The following is a 16372-nucleotide window of genomic DNA, read 5'->3' as shown; positions in this document are numbered from 1 at the left end:
ATGGGCTACAAAGAGGTCTATTCCGCCTGGCAGGCCGATCCCGAGAAATTCTGGATGGACGCCGCCGAGAAGATCGACTGGGACGAGAAGCCCTCGAAGGCCCTGTTTGACGGGAACGCGCCGCTCTACGAATGGTTCTCGGACGGGATGGTCAATACCTGCTGGAACGCGGTCGACCGCCATGTCGAGGAAGGACGTGGCGATCAGATCGCGATCATGCATGAAAGCCCGATCACCCACTCGACCAAGGGCATCACCTACAAGGAACTGCAGACCCGCGTTGCCTCGCTGGCGGGCGCGCTGAAAATGCGCGGCGTCGAGAAGGGCGATCGCGTCATCATCTACATGCCGATGATCCCCGAGGCGCTGGAGGCGATGCTCGCCTGCGCCCGGATCGGCGCGGTCCATTCGGTCGTGTTCGGCGGCTTCGCGGCGCATGAACTCGCGGTGCGGATCGACGACTGCACCCCCAAGGCGATCATCGCGGCCAGCTGTGGTCTCGAGCCGGGCCGCACAGTGCATTACAAGCCGCTTCTCGACGAGGCGATCGAGCAGGCCGAGCACAAGCCGGAATTCTGCGTCGTCTTCCAGCGCGAACAGGAAGTGGCAAAGCTGATCGAGGGGCGCGACTTCTCGTGGCACGGTTTCCAATATGGCGTGAAGCCCGCGGACTGCGTGCCGGTCGAAGGCAACCACCCGGCCTATATCCTCTACACCTCGGGCACGACCGGACAGCCGAAGGGCGTCGTGCGCCATACCGGCGGCCATCTCGTCGCGCTGCAATGGTCGATGAAGAACATCTACAATATCGAGGCGGGCGACCGTTTCTGGGCGGCGTCCGATGTCGGCTGGGTCGTGGGTCACTCCTACATCTGCTACGGCCCGCTGATCGCAGGCGCCACCACGGTGGTTTTCGAAGGCAAGCCGATCGGCACGCCGCATCCGGGCGTATTCTGGCGGATTATTCAGAACAACCGCATCAAGAGCTTCTTCACCGCCCCCACGGCGCTGCGTGCGATCAAGCGCGAAGACCCGAATGGCGAATGGATCAAGCGCTATGCGCTGCACGACCTGCAGGCACTCTACCTCGCAGGCGAACGGGCCGATCCCGCGACAGTCGAATGGGCGCAGAAACATCTTGGCGTGCCGGTGGTCGATCACTGGTGGCAGACCGAGACCGGCTGGGCCATCGCCGCAAACCCGATCGGGATCGAGGAACTGCCGACCAAGGTGGGCAGCCCCTCGGTGCCGATGCCGGGCTATGACATTCAGGTGCTCGACGAGGGCGGCCACCCGGTCGAGGCGGGCCAGCTCGGCGCCATCGCGATCAAGCTGCCGCTGCCTCCGGGCACGCTGCCGACGCTGTGGAATGCCGAGGCGCGCTTCAAGAAGGCGTATCTCGAACAGTTCCCCGGCTATTACGAGACGGGCGACGCGGGCTATGTCGACGAAGATGGCTATCTCTACATCATGGCGCGCACCGATGACGTGATCAACGTCGCCGGTCACCGCCTCTCGACCGGCGCGATGGAGGAGGTTCTCGCAGGGCATCCCGACGTCGCCGAATGCGCCGTGATCGGCGTGGCGGACGAGCTTAAGGGGCAGACGCCGCTAGGCTTCCTGTGCCTCAGTTCTGGCTGCAACCGCCCGCATGAAGAGATCGTCAAGGAATGCGTGAGCCGCGTGCGCGAACAGATAGGTCCGGTCGCGGCCTTCAAGCTCGCCACTGTGGTGGATCGGCTGCCAAAGACCCGCTCTGGCAAGATCCTTCGCGCGACGATGGTGAAGATCGCGGACGGGCAGGAGTGGAAAATGCCTGCCACCATCGACGATCCGGCGATCCTCGACGAGATAACCGAGGCGCTCAAGGGGCTCGGTTATCCCCGAAAGTAAGGCAAGCTTATAATAAGCGTCGCTGATTGTGAGAGACGCGAATAGGCACCACTTTAGAAGTTTACGCGAAAGTTAAGAAGCCGCATCCACAATGGGTGCGGCTTTACGTTATTGTTTATGCTATCAAAGATTGATTTGAGAACCGCACCCCGGAATCATCCATCGAGGGGTTATTTTGATGAACCGAGAGCTACCAGACCCCGCTGACCAAGCCCCTCTCGCGACATCGCGATGCGATCGGGGGCCTTTATGGCAGCACGATCTGCGCGCCGCGCTTGCCGATGTGATGTGCGGATTGGACGCGGCGCTCGCCGATCCCGGCGGGCGAGGCATGCATGGGCAACTCCAACGCGCACGCGAAGCGGCGAACGATCTCGCTCAGCTGATCGATCTGGACGACGCGGTGACGGGTGCGCCCGTGGTCCAGAGCGATGACGCAGCCGATCGGGGCACCCCCTCCGAGACACCGCCCTTGGTCATCGCCGATGCGCTTGAACGTGTGCGCCGTCGCTGGACCAGCGCGGCCTCCGGTCGCGGCATGGCGCTCGCAGTTCATATGTCCCCCGATATTCCGCCGGTGCTGGCGATCGACCGCGTGCCGCTCACCCGCATCTTCGCCAACCTGATGCGCAACGCACTGTGCTATGCGCAGCGTGGCACGATCCATCTGTCGCTTGACTTCGACCAAGCCGAGGGGCTTTTGCTGACCGTGCGGGACGAGGGGGATGGCTTTCCCGCCGAACGCCTCAGCGATCCGGCATGCGCGGGGCAACGCAGCGAGACCGCGACGTTCCGCAATCCAGAAGGGCAAGGCCTGGGGCTCGCGATCTGCCACGCGCTGGTGGCGGAGGCCGGCGGCCGGATCGAACTCGCCAACGCACCGGAAGGCGGCGCCGAAATTCGCGTGTCGCTTCCCGCCCGTCCCGTCGATATCGGCTCCACGATGCCAGACGCTCCGCTGCCCGATCTCAGCGGATGGAACGTGCTCGTCGCGGACGACAGCGAGACGAGCCGCGCCTTGCTCGAACAGTTCCTGAGCGCGTTGGGCGCGCAAGTGACAGGGTTGAGCAACGGCGGCACCGCCGCTGCCCAGTTATTGACCGAACGGTTCGATCTCGCGGTGCTGGACATCGAGATGCCGGGTCTCCGCGGCACCGAGGTGATTGCGGCTATTCGCCGCTCCGGGCTGCCTTGGGCGGACCTTCCGATCATTCAGTGTAGCGGCCATAGCGGAGCTCAGATGGGTGGGGCCGATGCCTGCCTCCTCAAGCCGATGCTGGGTCTGCGGCCGATCCTGCGCGCTCTGGAAGACGCCGGCTGCACGACGACGGTGCCACGGGTGACCACACCGCCGCGCGGTCTGCTCGCGCACCTGCGCCTGACCGAGAAGGCGCTGCCGGAAGGGCTCGGGCGCGAGTTGATCGCCGATCTCGAGACGGTACGTCACGGACTCTCGCTCGCATTGCCCCCTTTCGACCTCTGCGCCCTGCAATTACTTAGTCATAAGCTCAGTGCCGTGGCTGGAGCCGCCGGTGACACACCCCTGTCGCGGCAAGCACGGGCGCTTGACAGCGCTACCCGTCATGGGACTTATGAAGATATTCAAACCCTTGGCCGTGTCGCCCTCATTTTCATCGACCGGCTGATCGCCACCACTCGAAATAATTTGAACACGAAGACTGATTTACAGCATGAGACCCAGTGACTCCGATACGAAGACCCCGGACGGCGAGACGCACGGGGGGACGGACGACCAGCCTTACGCGTCAGGCCGACGCGCGCGGGACGGCGAAGACGCAGAAGCCGATCATTTCCTTCTGATCGAAGATGTCGGATCGCTGCGCGCGATCTACGACGCTTATCTGCGCAATGCCGGCTTCGTCACCCATCTCGCGGCAAGCGCCGAGGAAGGGATGCGCATCTTCCGCGAGAACCCGATCCGCATGGTTCTGCTCGATCTGATGCTGCCCGACCGTGATGGTGATGAGCTGATCGCGGAGATGCTGGCCCTGCGCCCCTACACGGCGATTATCGCGGTAACCGCCGACCGGTCGATCGATCGCGCGGTGCGAGCGATGCAGGAGGGCGCGATCGACTTTCTCGTCAAACCGATCGACGAACCGCGCTTCCGAAGCGCCATCGAGAGCGCGCGCAGCCTGTCGCTGCGAGCGGATGCCAACGATGCGAACGCGGTCGAAGGGACGGTCGGGGAGTTCATCGGCAGCGCGCCGAAGATGCGCGCGCTCTATGCCCGGACGCGCGCCGCCGCCCGCTCGACGGCGCCGGTCTATATCTGGGGCGAGAGCGGCACCGGCAAGGAACTCTGCGCCCATGCGGTTCACAGCACGAGCCCCCGCGCCGACGGCCCCTTCGTCGCGCTTGATTGCGGCGCCCTGCCCGCGGAACGGATCGACAGCGAGCTGTTCGGTCACAGCCGCGGCGCCTTCCCCGGCGCCTTGGAAGACAAACCCGGTGCGTTCCATGACGCAGATGGAGGCACTCTGTTGCTCGACAATATAGGCGAGCTCGCCCCCACCGCGCAGATCAAGCTGCTGCGATTTTTGCAAAGCGGCCAGATCAAACCGCTCGGTGCCAGCCAGGCGATTGACGTCAACGTGCGTATCGTCTGCGCCGCCACCAGTTCGCCGACGGCACTGCTGCAAAGCGGCGCGATCCGCGAAGACCTCTATTACCGGCTAGTGGTGCTCGCGATTGAGATGCCGCCGCTGAGGATGCACCGGCAGGATATCGGCCCTCTGGCGCGGATGGCGCTGGAGCGGTTCGCCTCCGAGGAAGATCGCTGCTTCAGCGAGATTGAGCCCGAAGCGATCGCCCGTCTTGAAGACCGCCCCTGGCCCGGCAACGTGCGCGAACTCATGAACGTGATCCGCGCGACGATCGTCATGCATGAGGGGCCGGTGCTGCGCGCCCATATGCTTCCGGAGTTCGACCCGACGATGGCCGCCGCCGCCGCGCCCGCCGCGCAAGCCGCCGATCCCTTCGCGAACCGCACCCTGGCAGAGATCGAGCGCGCCGCGATCGAAGCCGCGATAGACCGCCATGACGGATCTATCCCGCGGGCGGCGCTGGAACTGGGGGTCGCGCCCTCTACGATCTATCGAAAGCGCGATGCGTGGCTGTCGAAGGACTGAGCGTCAGGCGAATTGCTCGCGCATCAATCGCTCTTCGAGACCGTGGCCGGGATCGAAGAGGATGCAGTGCTCGATCTCCGGCTCGGAGCGCACCTCGACCCATTTGACCGGCTTGACCGATCGGCTGTCCGCATCGGCCATGACCGGTCGCTTGTCGGATTCCAGAATGTCGAAGCGCACGAGCGCGGAGGATGGCAGGATCGCGCCCTGCCAGCGACGTGGCCGGAAGCTCGCGATGCCGGTCAGCGCCAGCACGTCGGAGCCGATCGGCAGGATCGGCCCGTGGGCGGAGAAGTTGTAGGCGGTCGATCCGGCCGGGGTGGAGACGATCGCGCCGTCGCAGACCAGTTCTTCCATCCGCACCTTGCCGTTGATCGAGATCTTCAGCTTCGCGGCCTGCGGACCCGCGCGCAGCAGCGAGACCTCGTTGATGGCGAGCGCCTCATGCAGCATCCCGTCTTCGGTCTCGGCTTTCATCGACAGCGGATTGATCACCGCCTGCTCCGCCGCCTCCAGCCGCTCTGGCAGATCGTCGGCGACATAGTCGTTCATCAGGAAGCCGACCGAGCCGCGGTTCATCCCGTAGACCGGCAACCCCGTGCCCTCGTGGAGGCATTGCAACATGAACCCGTCGCCGCCAAGCGCCACGATCACATCGGCCGCATAGCGCGGCACCTGCCCGTAACGCGCCACCAGATCCTCGAGCGCCTTCTGCGCCGTCTCGGCATGGGAGGCTGCGAAATGGATATGGGTAAATTGCTTCGCCACCGCGCCGTCCTCCTGCTTGTCCAAGGTGTTGCAAGGGCTTGGACGAAAGACAAGCGTCAATCCGGCGCGGAAATGACCGATTTGGTCGTTTGTCTGCTTTCAGCCCTGCGAAATCTGCGCTAAACGGTCGGCGACCGGATCTTTGCGAGGAATGGCCATGAAAGACCAACGCGATGCGGGCTTCTTCACCGAAAGCCTCTCCAGCCGTGACCCCGAACTGTTCAAGTCGATCACCGATGAACTCGGTCGCCAGCGCGACGAGATCGAACTGATCGCCTCGGAAAACATCGTCTCGAAGGCGGTGATGGAGGCGCAGGGTTCGGTGATGACGAACAAATACGCCGAAGGGTACCCGGGCAAGCGCTACTACGGCGGTTGTCAATATGTCGACGTCGCGGAGAACCTCGCGATCGACCGCGCCAAGCAGCTCTTCGGCTGCGAATTCGCGAACGTCCAGCCGAACTCGGGCAGCCAGGCGAACCAAGGCGTGTTCACCGCGCTTCTGAAACCCGGCGACACCATCCTCGGCATGAGCCTCGATGCGGGCGGCCACCTGACCCACGGCGCCAAGCCGAACCAGTCGGGCAAATGGTTCAACGCGATCCAGTACGGCGTGCGCAAGCAAGACAGCCTGCTGGACTACGAGCAGGTCCGTGAACTCGCGCTGGAGCACAAGCCGAAGCTTATCATCGCCGGTGGCTCGGCCATCCCGCGCCAGATCGACTTCGCCAAGTTCCGCGAAATCGCGGACGAGGTCGGCGCCTACCTGATGGTCGACATGGCCCACTTCGCGGGCCTCGTGGCGGGCGGTCAGCACCCCTCGCCCTTCCCCTATGCCGATGTCGCGACCACCACGACGCACAAGACGTTGCGCGGTCCGCGTGGCGGCATGATCCTCACCAACAACGAGGAGATTGCGAAGAAGGTGAACTCTGCGATCTTCCCGGGCATTCAGGGCGGTCCGCTGATGCATGTCATCGCCGGCAAGGCCGTGGCCTTCGGCGAAGCGCTGCGCCCCGAGTTCAAGAACTACGCAGCCCAGGTCGTGAAGAACGCTCAGGCGCTGGCCGACGAGCTGATGAAGGGTGGCCTCGACATCGTCACCGGCGGCACCGACACCCACGTGATGCTGGTCGACCTGCGCCCGAAAGGCGTGAAGGGCAACGCGACCGAGAAGGCTCTGGGCCGCGCGCACATCACCTGCAACAAGAACGGCATCCCGTTCGACCCGGAAAAGCCGATGGTCACCTCGGGCATCCGTCTGGGCACCCCGGCGGGCACGACCCGTGGCTTCGGCGAAGAAGAGTTCCGCGAGATCGCACGCCTGATCGTCGAAGTGGTCGACGGGCTCGCAGCGAATGGCGAAGAGGGCAATGGCGAGGTCGAAGCGGCCGTGAAGGCCAAGGTCTCGACCCTGCTGAGCGGCTTCCCTATCTACCCCGAACTCTGATCCGGATCCGAGATCACGACGAAGGCCCCCGCGTTCCGGGGGCCTTTTTCATGTGGGAGATTGCGGGCGGATCAGATCGCCCCGGTCCAGACCATCGCCGCCAGCAAGGTGCCGCCCACGATCACCACGATCACCGCGATCGACGTGGCGAGGCCAAGCGCCGCAGAGCGCAACCGCTCTGCCGCGCCCAGCGGTTCGAGATAATCGCGGCAGGTCGCGAAGGCCGCCTCCACCCGGCGGGCATCCAGTTGTCGGGCGATCTTGGGGGCCTGCATCTTGCGCTCGGCATCGATCAGCACCAGCGCCGCCTTGCGCACCTTGCGCGGCAGCGCCCGGGCCCGCGAGGCGACCCGCGCCTCGAGCGTCGGCCCCTTAGCGCCCAGCCGCTGCGCCAGAAGCCGGGAGACCTGCCGCACCATCTCGTTTATCTTCTCCGGCCCCATGCGACCCTCTCACCTACGCGGCGTTCGGCACGACCGCACCGGACGCTAGCCGCCGCGCGAGATCAGCGCAACAGCGCGCATGGCCGCAGTTTTTTTTCGCATCCGCTCTGGAAGCGCCTGGAAGAGCGATCTAGCTTAGGCCCCATGTTGAACACGACCCTCTACTCCTCCGACAGCAATCCCGGCGCGCGGCCCCTGATCATCGCGCCCGGCCTTTTCGGATCGGCCCGGAACTGGACCGCGATCGCCAAACGGCTGAGCGCGGACCGGCCCGTGATCGCGCTCGACATGCGCAATCACGGCGACAGCTTCTGGGACGACGATCACAGCTATGAGGCGATGGCGGGGGATATCGCCGAGGTGATCGAGGCGAATGGTGGGGTCGCGGACGTTCTGGGCCATTCGATGGGCGGCAAGGCGGCGATGACGCTCGCCCTGACGCGGCCGGAACGTGTCGAGCATCTCATCGTCGCGGATATCGCGCCCGAGAACTACGACCACGGCGACAACCACACTGCGCTGATCGAAGCGATGCAGGAGATGGATATCAGCGATCTGACCTCGCGTTCCACCGCGGACGAGCGGCTGGGCGAGCAGGTCTTCGATCCGGGCACCCGCGCCTTTCTGCTACAATCGCTGGTGCTGCGCGACGGCCCGCCGCGCTGGAAGTTCAACCTTGCGGCGCTGAAGGCGAATATGGACGGCATTCTCGGCTGGCCCGAGACACTCGAGGGCAAACAGTTCGACGGACCGACGCTGTTCCTGTCCGGCGCGGACTCGCATTATGTCCAGCCGGAGATGCACGAGCGTATCCGCGGCTTCTTCCCGCAGGCTCGCTTCGAGGAAGTCGACAACGCGGGGCACTGGCTGCACGCCGAGAAACCCCGCGAATTCGAGGCCGACGTGGCGCGTTTCCTCAACTCCGCGAGCTGACGAAACCGCGCCCCCTCGCTCAGGCGCCCGGCCTCATCATCCGGCGGAGCAGATGATCGCGCTTGACGTATTGGTGGTAGAGCGCGGCCGCCACATGCAGACCGGCGAGCCACAGGAGGGCCGTCGTCAGGATCGAGTGCGTCTCGGCCGCCCATCCCAGCTGCCCGTAATAGGCCACGAGCCCCGCAATCGGGATCAGGAAGAGCAGCACGTAAAGGAGCCAGTGGATTGCCGCTGCGCCGAACCGCAGAATGGCAGGATCGTTCTCCGGCGGCTCGGGCGTTCCATGGCCTGCGCGCAGCGCCAAGCGCCAGATCGCAAGTACGAGCACCGTAATGCCGATGACGATGTGACCATAGGTCAGAAACCCGGCATCGGCCGATCCGTTCTTCATCAGGTCATGGAAAGTGTGGCCCATCTCGTCATTGAACAGGTACTGGACGATGAGCAGCAGGACGACGGCCCAGTGAAGCCATATCTGCGTTTTCGAATAACCGGGGGCGTAGGACATGTTACCTCTTCAAAATTGGCGAAACGGCTCTGCGCTTCGCCAGACTAGCGCGAGGAAGGCGCGGAGGTTCCGCCCCGTCACGAAGTTGGGATTCCCCCGCGACGACGGCTCGCGCGAATGCGATCAGGCGTTTTCGCGGATCGCCTTGGCGACGAACCACGCGATCGGAAGGGCCACGAGGAAGCCGATTACTGCCGAAACGATGATCGCGTTGGTCGTGACCATATTCATCGTCAATACGGCGATAATGAGGATGCCCGCAAGGGTCGGTCCGGCCAGGGCGTAGATGATACCGAAGAGGCGCATATCTGATCTCCAGTGAGAACACATTTCGGACGTCAGATTGGCCACGATCACGGCGATGTTACCTTGATCCGCATCAAATCCGCCCTCTCGCCGCTGCGGCAGGGCGTCGCATCAGCAATCGAGTTGGAAGCGCGCTTCGCCCGTATCGCCGGGCAGCGAGGGCGACCGATAGAGCCCGCCCGCCGAACCCGTGACCTTGCAGCCAGATACCTGTTCCGCCGCTCGGATCAACAGGGGCGGCACGCGGCCCCTCTCTGCCCGGCGCAGATAGCCCATTCGCACGACCTCCGCCCGGTCCCCCTTGAGGAAGACGACGAAATCGATGCCGTCGAGCCTCACCTCGTGCCGCGACGCACCGAGGAACTGCGGCGCCGGGGAAGCGCAGCTCGTGAGGAGGCAAAGAGCGAGGAAAAACGAGGCTCTAGACATGGAAAGGCTCCGGGGAGGGACAACCCGGAGCCTTTCAGAGCTTGATTAACAATGAGTTAACCAGCTCGGGCGGAGTGTGCGGCCCCCGCGAGGGACATAGCAGGGGCCGCAAGACCGTTCTGACAGGGATCATGCCTGGCGGGGCGGCCAGAACGGGTCATTCCTTTTGTTACGCCGCTCGGACCGGAGTCCGGCTAAAATGCTGTCCGGGAGGGCGACGACGAATAGGCGCAGAGGCGTCTTTCTTCGGGCTCTCCCTTATGTGTTCGAGGGCAAAACGCCGCTTCTTGCCTACAGTTCCACGGAACCGTAAATTTTTTCGTACGTTGGCCGACAATGGCTTAATAGGAGAGCGTAAGAGATGACGAAATCGGTTCAAATGGCAGCAATGACCGTGATTCTTCTGGGCCTCGCGGCCTGCAACACGGTGCAAGGCGCGGGTCAGGATCTGTCCGTCGCGGGCAGCACAATTGCGGGTGAAGCCCGTCAGGCGCGCTAAGTACGACCGAAGCTTGCCAAAAACATCAAAGGCCCCGGAAATTTCCGGGGCCTTTGCATTTCGAACTTCGGACCGATGCCGTCAGAGACGCGTCCGGCTCAGTATTTCACATGGGCGACGCGATCTTTCATCGACTCGCCCGGGTCCGACGACAGAAGGATTTTCGCGCCCGCCACCAAGGCATTGCCGCTGTCCCAGATCTCGGCCGCATCCGCATCGAAGCGCAACAGCACCAGCTTCGGGTCGTCCTTGCCGTCATACCAGGCGCTGACAAAGGGGTTCCACAGACGCTCGACGATCTCCGGGTCGGTGTTCTCCGTCAGACTGCCGGTGACGGTCGCGAAGACATCATGCCCCTTGTCGACGAAGGTGAACATCGCACCGGCGCCGGGGGCCAGCCCGTCCATCAATTCCGTGTCGCGCGCGGTGAAGAACCAGACGGGGCCGGGTTTTTCCTCGACGATCGCCGTCATCGGACGCGGCGCCGCCGTATCGACGCCGGCCCGCGCCAACATCACTGTGCGATCCGAGTCGAGGGCGTCCCAGAAATCTTTCTCGATCTTGGCTTGGTCGGTCATGTCGTTTCCTCCTGAAATAGGTCTGGGAGGAGAACGTGAGCCCGCCTTCCCATGTTCCTCAGAAAGGCCGCCGCCCTGCGCCGCCAGAAATGAAACGGCCCGGCGCAATCGCCGGGCCTTCAATCAAGAAATTTCGAAGAGGATCACTCGTCCATCTTCAGCGCAGCGATGAACGCGCTTTGCGGGATCTCGACCTTCCCGAACTGGCGCATCTTCTTCTTACCGGCTTTCTGCTTTTCCAGCAGCTTCTTCTTACGGCTCGCGTCGCCGCCGTAGCATTTCGCGGTCACGTCCTTGCGCATCGCCGACAGGGTCTCGCGCGCGATCACGCGGCCTCCGATGGCGGCCTGGATCGGGATCTTGAACATGTGACGCGGGATCAGGTCTTTCAGCTTCTCGCACATCGCGCGGCCCCTGGCCTCGGCGCGGTCGCGGTGGACCATGATCGAGAGCGCGTCGACCGGCTCGTCATTGACGAGAATCGACATCTTCACGAGGTAGTCCTCGCGATATTCAGTGATCTGGTAATCGAAGCTGGCATAGCCCTTGGTGACCGATTTCAGCCGGTCGTAGAAGTCGAACACGACCTCGGCCAGCGGCAGGTCATAGACCACCATCGCGCGGCCACCGACATAGGTCAGGTCCTGCTGGATGCCACGACGGTCCTGACAGAGCTTGAGCACATCGCCCAGATATTCGTCCGGCACGAGGATCGTCGCCTTGATGCGCGGCTCCTCGATATGATCGACATAGGTCAGGTCGGGCATGTCGGCGGGGTTGTGAAGCTCGATCACCTCCCCGTCCTTCATGTGGATCTTGAACACGACCGAGGGCGCGGTGGTGATCAGGTCGAGATCGTATTCCCGCTCCAGACGGTCGCGCACCACTTCGAGGTGCAACAGTCCGAGGAAGCCGCAGCGGAAGCCGAAGCCGAGCGCGGCCGAGGTTTCCATCTCGGCCGAGAAGCTCGCATCGTTCAGCTGCAGTTTCTCGATCGCGTCGCGCAGCGCCTCGAAATCGTTCGCATCGACCGGGAAGAGGCCGCAGAACACGACCGGGATCGAGGGTTTGAAGCCCGGCAGCGCGTTGGCGCAGGGCTTCTTCTCATGGGTGATCGTGTCGCCGACCTTGGTGTCGCGCACCTGCTTGATCGAGGCGGTGAAGACGCCGATCTCGCCGGGGCCCAGCTCGTCGATATTGACCATCGCGGGTTTCAGAACGGCGAGACGGTCGAGCTTGTAGGTCGCCCCCGTCTTCATCATCTTGATCTGGTCGCCCTTCTTGATCACGCCATCCATGACGCGGATCAGAACCACGACGCCCAGATAGGGGTCGTACCACGAATCCACCAGCATCGCTTTCAGCGGCGCGTCACGGTCGCCCTGCGGCGCCGGAAGACGATGAACGATAGCTTCCAAAACGTCCGGGATGCCCAGGCCGGTCTTCGCGGAAATCTCCACCGCCTCGGAGGCGTCGATCCCGATCACATCCTCGATCTGCTCCTTCACGCGCTCGGGCTCTGCCGCCGGAAGGTCGATCTTGTTCAGGACCGGGACGATCTCGTGATCCGCGTCGATCGCCTGATAGACGTTGGCCAGCGTCTGCGCCTCGACGCCCTGCGAGGCGTCCACAACCAGCAGCGATCCCTCGACCGCCTGCATCGAGCGCGACACCTCATAGGCGAAGTCGACGTGGCCGGGGGTGTCGATCAGGTTCAGCACATAGGTTTTGCCATCCTTGGCGGGATAGTCGATCCGCACCGAGTTGGCCTTGATCGTGATGCCGCGCTCACGCTCGATATCCATCGCGTCGAGGAGCTGGTCCTTCATATCGCGTTCGGCCACGGTACCGGTCAGCTGGATCAGCCGGTCGGCAAGCGTGGATTTACCGTGGTCGATATGCGCCACGATGGAGAAATTGCGGATGCGATCAAGATCAGTCATGGGCGCGCGTATACAGGGGAAAAAGCGGGCCGGGAAGAGGGATTGAACGCCATCTGCCATTGACCTAGGCCCGGTCGCGTCCGACATATCCCTGAGACACGAAACACGGGAGACGCAAGATGATCTATTCCGTTCCGAACATGACCTGCGGGCATTGCAAAGCCTCGGTCGAAGCCGCGATCGAAGAGGTGGGCGGCAAGGCCGATGTCTATCTGGAAGATCGCGAGGTCGAGGTGGAAGGGCTGCCCGAATCCACCGTGATCAGCGCGTTGAAAGGCGCGGGCTACGAGGCCACCCCGGTCGAAGAATGATCTGGAGGGGCGTCGCGGTCCAGATGTAGTAGGCCCAGCGCCGCGCAACGCGACGGTTAGAAATCGGGTTCCCTGCCCGGCCCCGGACAAGCGAAATCCTGCCTGTTTTATTGCCTGCTTTTTGAAATTTGTTTAGAATCGCGGACAAATGAGCAGGCAGGATCGGCAAATACATGCCGGCCGCAACGACAAAAGGGGCAGTAGATGACTTTCAAGACGACACTCGGACTCTGCGCATTCTCGGGCGCCGTGGCGCTCGCTTCGATGGCCTCGGCCGGGCCCATCGACAACGCCTGCCTGAAGGCGGGGCGCGCCAGCAATCCCGGCACCTGTGGGTGCATCCAGCAAGTCGCCGACATGACGCTGAGCCACCGCGACCAGCGCCGCGCCGCCAGCTTCTTCCACGATCCCGACCGCGCGCAGGAAGTGCGCATGTCGGATCGCAAGTCGGATTCGGACTTCTGGGACCGCTACAAGAACTTCGCCTCCACCGCGGAAGGCTTCTGCAAGTAAGCGGTCAGTCTGCGGCGCGCGGTCTACTGCCCGCGCCGCTTTTCTTCCTCATCGGCCAGCAAATCGGCGATCAGCTGATCCGCGCCCGCCTCGATCATGTCGAGGGCTCCCTCGAAATTGCGGGTAAAATAAGGATCGGGCACATCGCGCGGTCCTTCCGGCCCGTCGATGAACATCTGCACCTGCGCGCGCATCTCGCGCGGCGCCCCGTCCAGCGCATCGCGCAGGTTATTTTCATCCATCGCCAGGATCACATCGAACGCGTCGTAATCGGCGGGCTCGATTTTCCGTGCACGCAGAGCGCGCATGTCGTAGCCGCGCGCCTCCGCCGCCGCGATCATCGGTTCGTAGGGCGGCTCTCCCAGATGCCAGCTACCGGTGCCGGCGCTGTCGAACTCGATATCGAGGCCGGCCGCGGCGGCCTTGTGACGGGTCACCGCTTCGGCGGCGGGCGAGCGGCAGATATTGCCAAGGCAGAGAAAGAGGATACGCATAGGAGGAGTGATAACTGAGGGCAGCGCGATGGCCAAGGTCGTGATTCTGACTGGCGCCGGTATTTCCGCCGAAAGTGGTCTCAAGACGTTTCGGGCGAGTGACGGCCTTTGGGACGAGCATCGCATCATGGACGTGGCGACGCCTGAGGGTTTTGCGCGCGACCCCGAATTGGTGCATCGCTTCTACAATGCGCGCCGGGCGGCGGCGCGCGCGGCACAGCCAAATCCTGCCCATGTCGCGTTGGTGGCACTTGAGGCCGATCCGGGCCACGAGGTTCTGGTGGTGACGCAGAATGTCGATGACCTGCACGAGCGCGCTGGCTCTCGGAACGTGATCCACATGCACGGCACGCTGTTTGGAGCCTTGTGCCACGCATGCGGCCATCGCTGGCCCGCGCCGGAAGCGATGAAGCCGCGTGACACCTGCCCCGAGTGCGGGCGAAAAGCCACGCGGCCCGACATCGTCTGGTTCAACGAGATGCCCTACCAGATGGACCGGATAATCCGCGAGCTGGAAGCCGCGGACCTCTTCGTCTCGATCGGCACCAGCGGCAACGTCTATCCGGCGGCAGGCTTCGTACAGGATGCCGCGATGGCCGGTGTCGAGACGCTGGAGCTGAACCTCGACCGCTCGGCGGGCAGCGAGATGTTCGACATCTCGCGCCAGGGACCGGCGAGCGTGCTCGTCCCGCAATGGGTGCGCGAGCGGCTGGGATAGAGCGGCGGGGCGGCTAACCGCCCTGCCCTGTCCGTTAGTAGCTGTATTCGGCGTAGATCTTGCTCAGATCGCCATTCCACTCGCCGTGATATTTCTCGAGGAGTTCGTCGGCAGGCACGCGGCCGGTCTCGACGCTCTCTTCCAGCGCGTTGAGGAAATGGGTCTCGTCGGGGATCATTCCGCCTGCGCCGGGCTTCGCCCGTGCCGCCAGACCGGATTTCGCGATCGCCACCGTTTCGCGTGCGAGGTCATGCAGCTTCACGCCGTTGAACTCGCCCTGCAGCGCATCGACCGCCGCCGCACGGCGCAGACCTTCACGGGTCTCGTGATCGAAGCCCTTCACCAGATCCCAAGCCGCATCGAGCGCGGTCTGGTCATAGCACAGGCCGACCCACAGCGCGGGCAGCGCACACAGACGCCGCCAGGGCCCGCCATCGGCACCGCGCATCTCGATGAATTTTTTCGCCCGCGCCTCGGGGAAGACGGTCGTCAGGTGATCGGCCCAGTCACTCAGCGTCGGCTTCTCGCCGGGAAGCGCGGGCAGCTCGCCCTTGAGGAAGTCGCGGAACGACTGGCCCAGAGCATTGATATATTTGCCGTCGCGATAGACGAAATACATCGGCACATCGAGAACGTAGTTCGCGTAGGCCTCGTAGCCCGCGCCCTCTTCGAACATGAAGGGCAGCATGCCCGTGCGCGCATCGTCGAGGTTCTGCCAGATATGGCTGCGCCACGATTTCATACCGTTGGGCTTGCCATCGAGGAAGGGCGAGTTCGCGAAGAGCGCCGTCGCGACCGGCTGCAGCGCCAGCGCCACGCGCATCTTCTGCACCATGTCGGCCTCGGACGCGAAGTCGAGATTCACCTGCACGGTGCAGGTGCGATACATCATCTGCGTTCCGAGTTCGCCGACGCGGCCCATGTAATCGGTCATCAGCCGGTAGCGCCCCTTGGGCATCATCGGCATCTGCTCCTGCGACCAGATCGGAGCCGCGCCAAGGCCGATGAACCTTACGCCGAGATCGTCGGCGACCGACTGCACTTCGCGCAGGTGGAGGTTCACCTCGTCGCAGGTCTGGTGGATCGTCTCGAGCGGCGCGCCCGACAGTTCCAGCTGCCCACCGGGCTCGAGGCTCACATTCGCGCCGTTCAGCTCCAGCCCGATGATGTTGCCCTGCTCTTCCACCGGCTGCCAGCCAAAGCGGTCGCGCAGACCTTCCAGCATCGCCTTGATCGACCGCGGGCCGTCATAGGGCAGCGGCAATTGCTTGTCCGCGCAATAGCCGAATTTCTCGTGTTCGGTGCCGATGCGCCAATCGTCGCGCGGCTTCTCGCCCGCGGCCAGATATTCGGCCAGTTGCTCGAAGCGCTCGATCGGGCCACCGCCCTGCTGCGGAATGGACATGTCTTTTCTCGCGTCGCTTTATGGAG

The 16372-nt window shown here is 63.7% G+C and carries 18 protein-coding genes; 9 read left to right on the top strand and 9 right to left on the bottom strand.

Annotation, left to right across the window (positions count from 1 at the left end; genetic code table 11):
* The 3 genes from B6V73_RS12920 (at position 1) to B6V73_RS12910 (ending at position 5045) form a co-directional block, all read left to right on the top strand.
* Positions 1-1893 (top strand): propionyl-CoA synthetase, encoded by a 1893-nt coding sequence (locus B6V73_RS12920; RefSeq protein ID WP_088725434.1) that lies wholly within the window; start codon positions 1-3, stop codon positions 1891-1893.
* A gap of 331 nt (positions 1894-2224) precedes the next feature.
* Positions 2225-3598 (top strand): ATP-binding protein, encoded by a 1374-nt coding sequence (locus B6V73_RS12915; RefSeq protein WP_075773941.1) that lies wholly within the window; start codon positions 2225-2227, stop codon positions 3596-3598.
* Positions 3585-5045 carry a sigma-54 dependent transcriptional regulator gene (locus B6V73_RS12910; RefSeq protein WP_088725433.1) on the top strand — a complete coding sequence of 487 codons (1461 nt, stop codon included), beginning with the start codon at positions 3585-3587 and terminating at the stop codon, positions 5043-5045. The genes B6V73_RS12915 and B6V73_RS12910 overlap by 14 nt, the downstream gene beginning before the upstream one ends.
* A gap of 3 nt (positions 5046-5048) precedes the next feature.
* Here the strand turns inward: B6V73_RS12910 and B6V73_RS12905 are convergent, their stop codons facing one another.
* Positions 5049-5813, bottom strand: coding sequence for an NAD kinase (locus B6V73_RS12905; protein WP_199224616.1), 765 nt, complete (start codon positions 5811-5813; stop codon positions 5049-5051).
* A 157-nt stretch (positions 5814-5970) separates the two neighbouring features.
* Here B6V73_RS12905 and glyA point away from each other — a divergent pair, with 157 nt between their 5' ends.
* Positions 5971-7263, top strand: coding sequence for a serine hydroxymethyltransferase (glyA, locus tag B6V73_RS12900; protein ID WP_088722290.1), 1293 nt, complete (start codon positions 5971-5973; stop codon positions 7261-7263).
* A 71-nt stretch (positions 7264-7334) separates the two neighbouring features.
* On the opposite strand, the gene B6V73_RS12895 is transcribed toward glyA, so the two are convergent.
* Complete coding sequence (locus B6V73_RS12895) at positions 7335-7706, bottom strand: hypothetical protein (RefSeq protein ID WP_075773939.1); 372 nt, start codon at positions 7704-7706, stop codon at positions 7335-7337.
* Between the two features lie 144 nt (positions 7707-7850).
* Between B6V73_RS12895 and B6V73_RS12890 the strand changes: the two genes are divergently transcribed.
* Positions 7851-8639, top strand: coding sequence for an alpha/beta fold hydrolase (locus tag B6V73_RS12890; RefSeq protein ID WP_075773938.1), 789 nt, complete (start codon positions 7851-7853; stop codon positions 8637-8639).
* Between the two features lie 19 nt (positions 8640-8658).
* Here the strand turns inward: B6V73_RS12890 and B6V73_RS12885 are convergent, their stop codons facing one another.
* The 3 genes from B6V73_RS12885 to B6V73_RS12875 form a co-directional block, all read right to left on the bottom strand.
* Positions 8659-9150 (bottom strand): cytochrome b/b6 domain-containing protein, encoded by a 492-nt coding sequence (locus B6V73_RS12885; RefSeq protein ID WP_075773937.1) that lies wholly within the window; start codon positions 9148-9150, stop codon positions 8659-8661.
* Positions 9151-9273: 123 nt separating this feature from the next.
* Entirely contained in the window at positions 9274-9456 is a 183-nt protein-coding gene (locus tag B6V73_RS12880) for a hypothetical protein (protein WP_075773936.1), read from the bottom strand.
* Positions 9457-9567: 111 nt separating this feature from the next.
* A complete protein-coding gene (locus tag B6V73_RS12875) occupies positions 9568-9885 on the bottom strand; it encodes a hypothetical protein (protein ID WP_088725432.1) in 318 nt (105 codons plus the stop codon).
* A 361-nt stretch (positions 9886-10246) separates the two neighbouring features.
* On the opposite strand from B6V73_RS12875, the gene B6V73_RS20470 reads away from it, so the two are divergent.
* A complete protein-coding gene (locus tag B6V73_RS20470; RefSeq protein ID WP_109171601.1) occupies positions 10247-10384 on the top strand; it encodes an entericidin A/B family lipoprotein in 138 nt (45 codons plus the stop codon).
* A 98-nt stretch (positions 10385-10482) separates the two neighbouring features.
* Here the strand turns inward: B6V73_RS20470 and B6V73_RS12870 are convergent, their stop codons facing one another.
* On the bottom strand, positions 10483-10962 hold the full coding sequence (locus B6V73_RS12870) for a pyridoxamine 5'-phosphate oxidase family protein (RefSeq protein WP_075773934.1): 480 nt from the start codon (positions 10960-10962) through the stop codon (positions 10483-10485).
* Between the two features lie 143 nt (positions 10963-11105).
* Positions 11106-12905, bottom strand: a complete 1800-nt coding sequence (gene lepA, locus B6V73_RS12865) for a translation elongation factor 4 (RefSeq protein WP_088725431.1) — start codon at positions 12903-12905, stop codon at positions 11106-11108.
* 119 nt (positions 12906-13024) lie between these two features.
* On the opposite strand from lepA, the gene B6V73_RS12860 reads away from it, so the two are divergent.
* Positions 13025-13216 (top strand): heavy metal-associated domain-containing protein, encoded by a 192-nt coding sequence (locus tag B6V73_RS12860; protein ID WP_075773932.1) that lies wholly within the window; start codon positions 13025-13027, stop codon positions 13214-13216.
* Positions 13217-13420: 204 nt separating this feature from the next.
* Positions 13421-13729: a hypothetical protein gene (locus B6V73_RS12855; protein ID WP_075773931.1), complete on the top strand. Its 309-nt coding sequence runs from the start codon at positions 13421-13423 to the stop codon at positions 13727-13729.
* Positions 13730-13752: 23 nt separating this feature from the next.
* Here the strand turns inward: B6V73_RS12855 and B6V73_RS12850 are convergent, their stop codons facing one another.
* Entirely contained in the window at positions 13753-14223 is a 471-nt protein-coding gene (locus B6V73_RS12850) for a low molecular weight protein-tyrosine-phosphatase (RefSeq protein WP_075773930.1), read from the bottom strand.
* A 28-nt stretch (positions 14224-14251) separates the two neighbouring features.
* Here B6V73_RS12850 and B6V73_RS12845 point away from each other — a divergent pair, with 28 nt between their 5' ends.
* The gene (locus B6V73_RS12845) at positions 14252-14941 is read left to right on the top strand and encodes an NAD-dependent deacylase (RefSeq protein WP_088725430.1); all 690 of its coding nucleotides are present in this window, start codon (positions 14252-14254) and stop codon (positions 14939-14941) included.
* Between the two features lie 34 nt (positions 14942-14975).
* Here the strand turns inward: B6V73_RS12845 and B6V73_RS12840 are convergent, their stop codons facing one another.
* Positions 14976-16346, bottom strand: coding sequence for a glutamate--cysteine ligase (locus B6V73_RS12840; RefSeq protein ID WP_075773928.1), 1371 nt, complete (start codon positions 16344-16346; stop codon positions 14976-14978).
* Positions 16347-16372 lie beyond the last annotated feature (26 nt).

This window comes from Thioclava sp. JM3 (assembly GCF_002213185.1).
Lineage (GTDB): Bacteria > Pseudomonadota > Alphaproteobacteria > Rhodobacterales > Rhodobacteraceae > Thioclava > Thioclava nitratireducens.
The sequence above is the reverse complement of the archived record's forward strand: the minus strand, read 5'-3'. Positions and strand labels throughout refer to the sequence as shown.

Bases quoted from the DNA above. Each gene is read 5' to 3' on its own strand.
- B6V73_RS12845 (WP_088725430.1), top strand. From the start codon at position 14,252: ATGGCCAAGGTCGTGATTCTGACTGGCGCCGGTATTTCCGCCGAAAGT.
- B6V73_RS12890 (WP_075773938.1), top strand. From the start codon at position 7,851: ATGTTGAACACGACCCTCTACTCCTCCGACAGCAATCCCGGCGCGCGG.
- B6V73_RS12840 (WP_075773928.1), bottom strand. From the start codon at position 16,346: ATGTCCATTCCGCAGCAGGGCGGTGGCCCGATCGAGCGCTTCGAGCAA.
- B6V73_RS12915 (WP_075773941.1), top strand. From the start codon at position 2,225: ATGCATGGGCAACTCCAACGCGCACGCGAAGCGGCGAACGATCTCGCT.
- B6V73_RS12855 (WP_075773931.1), top strand. From the start codon at position 13,421: ATGACTTTCAAGACGACACTCGGACTCTGCGCATTCTCGGGCGCCGTG.
- B6V73_RS12885 (WP_075773937.1), bottom strand. From the start codon at position 9,150: ATGTCCTACGCCCCCGGTTATTCGAAAACGCAGATATGGCTTCACTGG.
- B6V73_RS12895 (WP_075773939.1), bottom strand. From the start codon at position 7,706: ATGGGGCCGGAGAAGATAAACGAGATGGTGCGGCAGGTCTCCCGGCTT.
- B6V73_RS12860 (WP_075773932.1), top strand. From the start codon at position 13,025: ATGATCTATTCCGTTCCGAACATGACCTGCGGGCATTGCAAAGCCTCG.
- B6V73_RS20470 (WP_109171601.1), top strand. From the start codon at position 10,247: ATGACGAAATCGGTTCAAATGGCAGCAATGACCGTGATTCTTCTGGGC.
- B6V73_RS12875 (WP_088725432.1), bottom strand. From the start codon at position 9,885: ATGTCTAGAGCCTCGTTTTTCCTCGCTCTTTGCCTCCTCACGAGCTGC.
- B6V73_RS12870 (WP_075773934.1), bottom strand. From the start codon at position 10,962: ATGACCGACCAAGCCAAGATCGAGAAAGATTTCTGGGACGCCCTCGAC.
- B6V73_RS12850 (WP_075773930.1), bottom strand. From the start codon at position 14,223: ATGCGTATCCTCTTTCTCTGCCTTGGCAATATCTGCCGCTCGCCCGCC.
- lepA (WP_088725431.1), bottom strand. From the start codon at position 12,905: ATGACTGATCTTGATCGCATCCGCAATTTCTCCATCGTGGCGCATATC.
- B6V73_RS12880 (WP_075773936.1), bottom strand. From the start codon at position 9,456: ATGCGCCTCTTCGGTATCATCTACGCCCTGGCCGGACCGACCCTTGCG.
- B6V73_RS12910 (WP_088725433.1), top strand. From the start codon at position 3,585: ATGAGACCCAGTGACTCCGATACGAAGACCCCGGACGGCGAGACGCAC.
- B6V73_RS12920 (WP_088725434.1), top strand. From the start codon at position 1: ATGGGCTACAAAGAGGTCTATTCCGCCTGGCAGGCCGATCCCGAGAAA.
- glyA (WP_088722290.1), top strand. From the start codon at position 5,971: ATGAAAGACCAACGCGATGCGGGCTTCTTCACCGAAAGCCTCTCCAGC.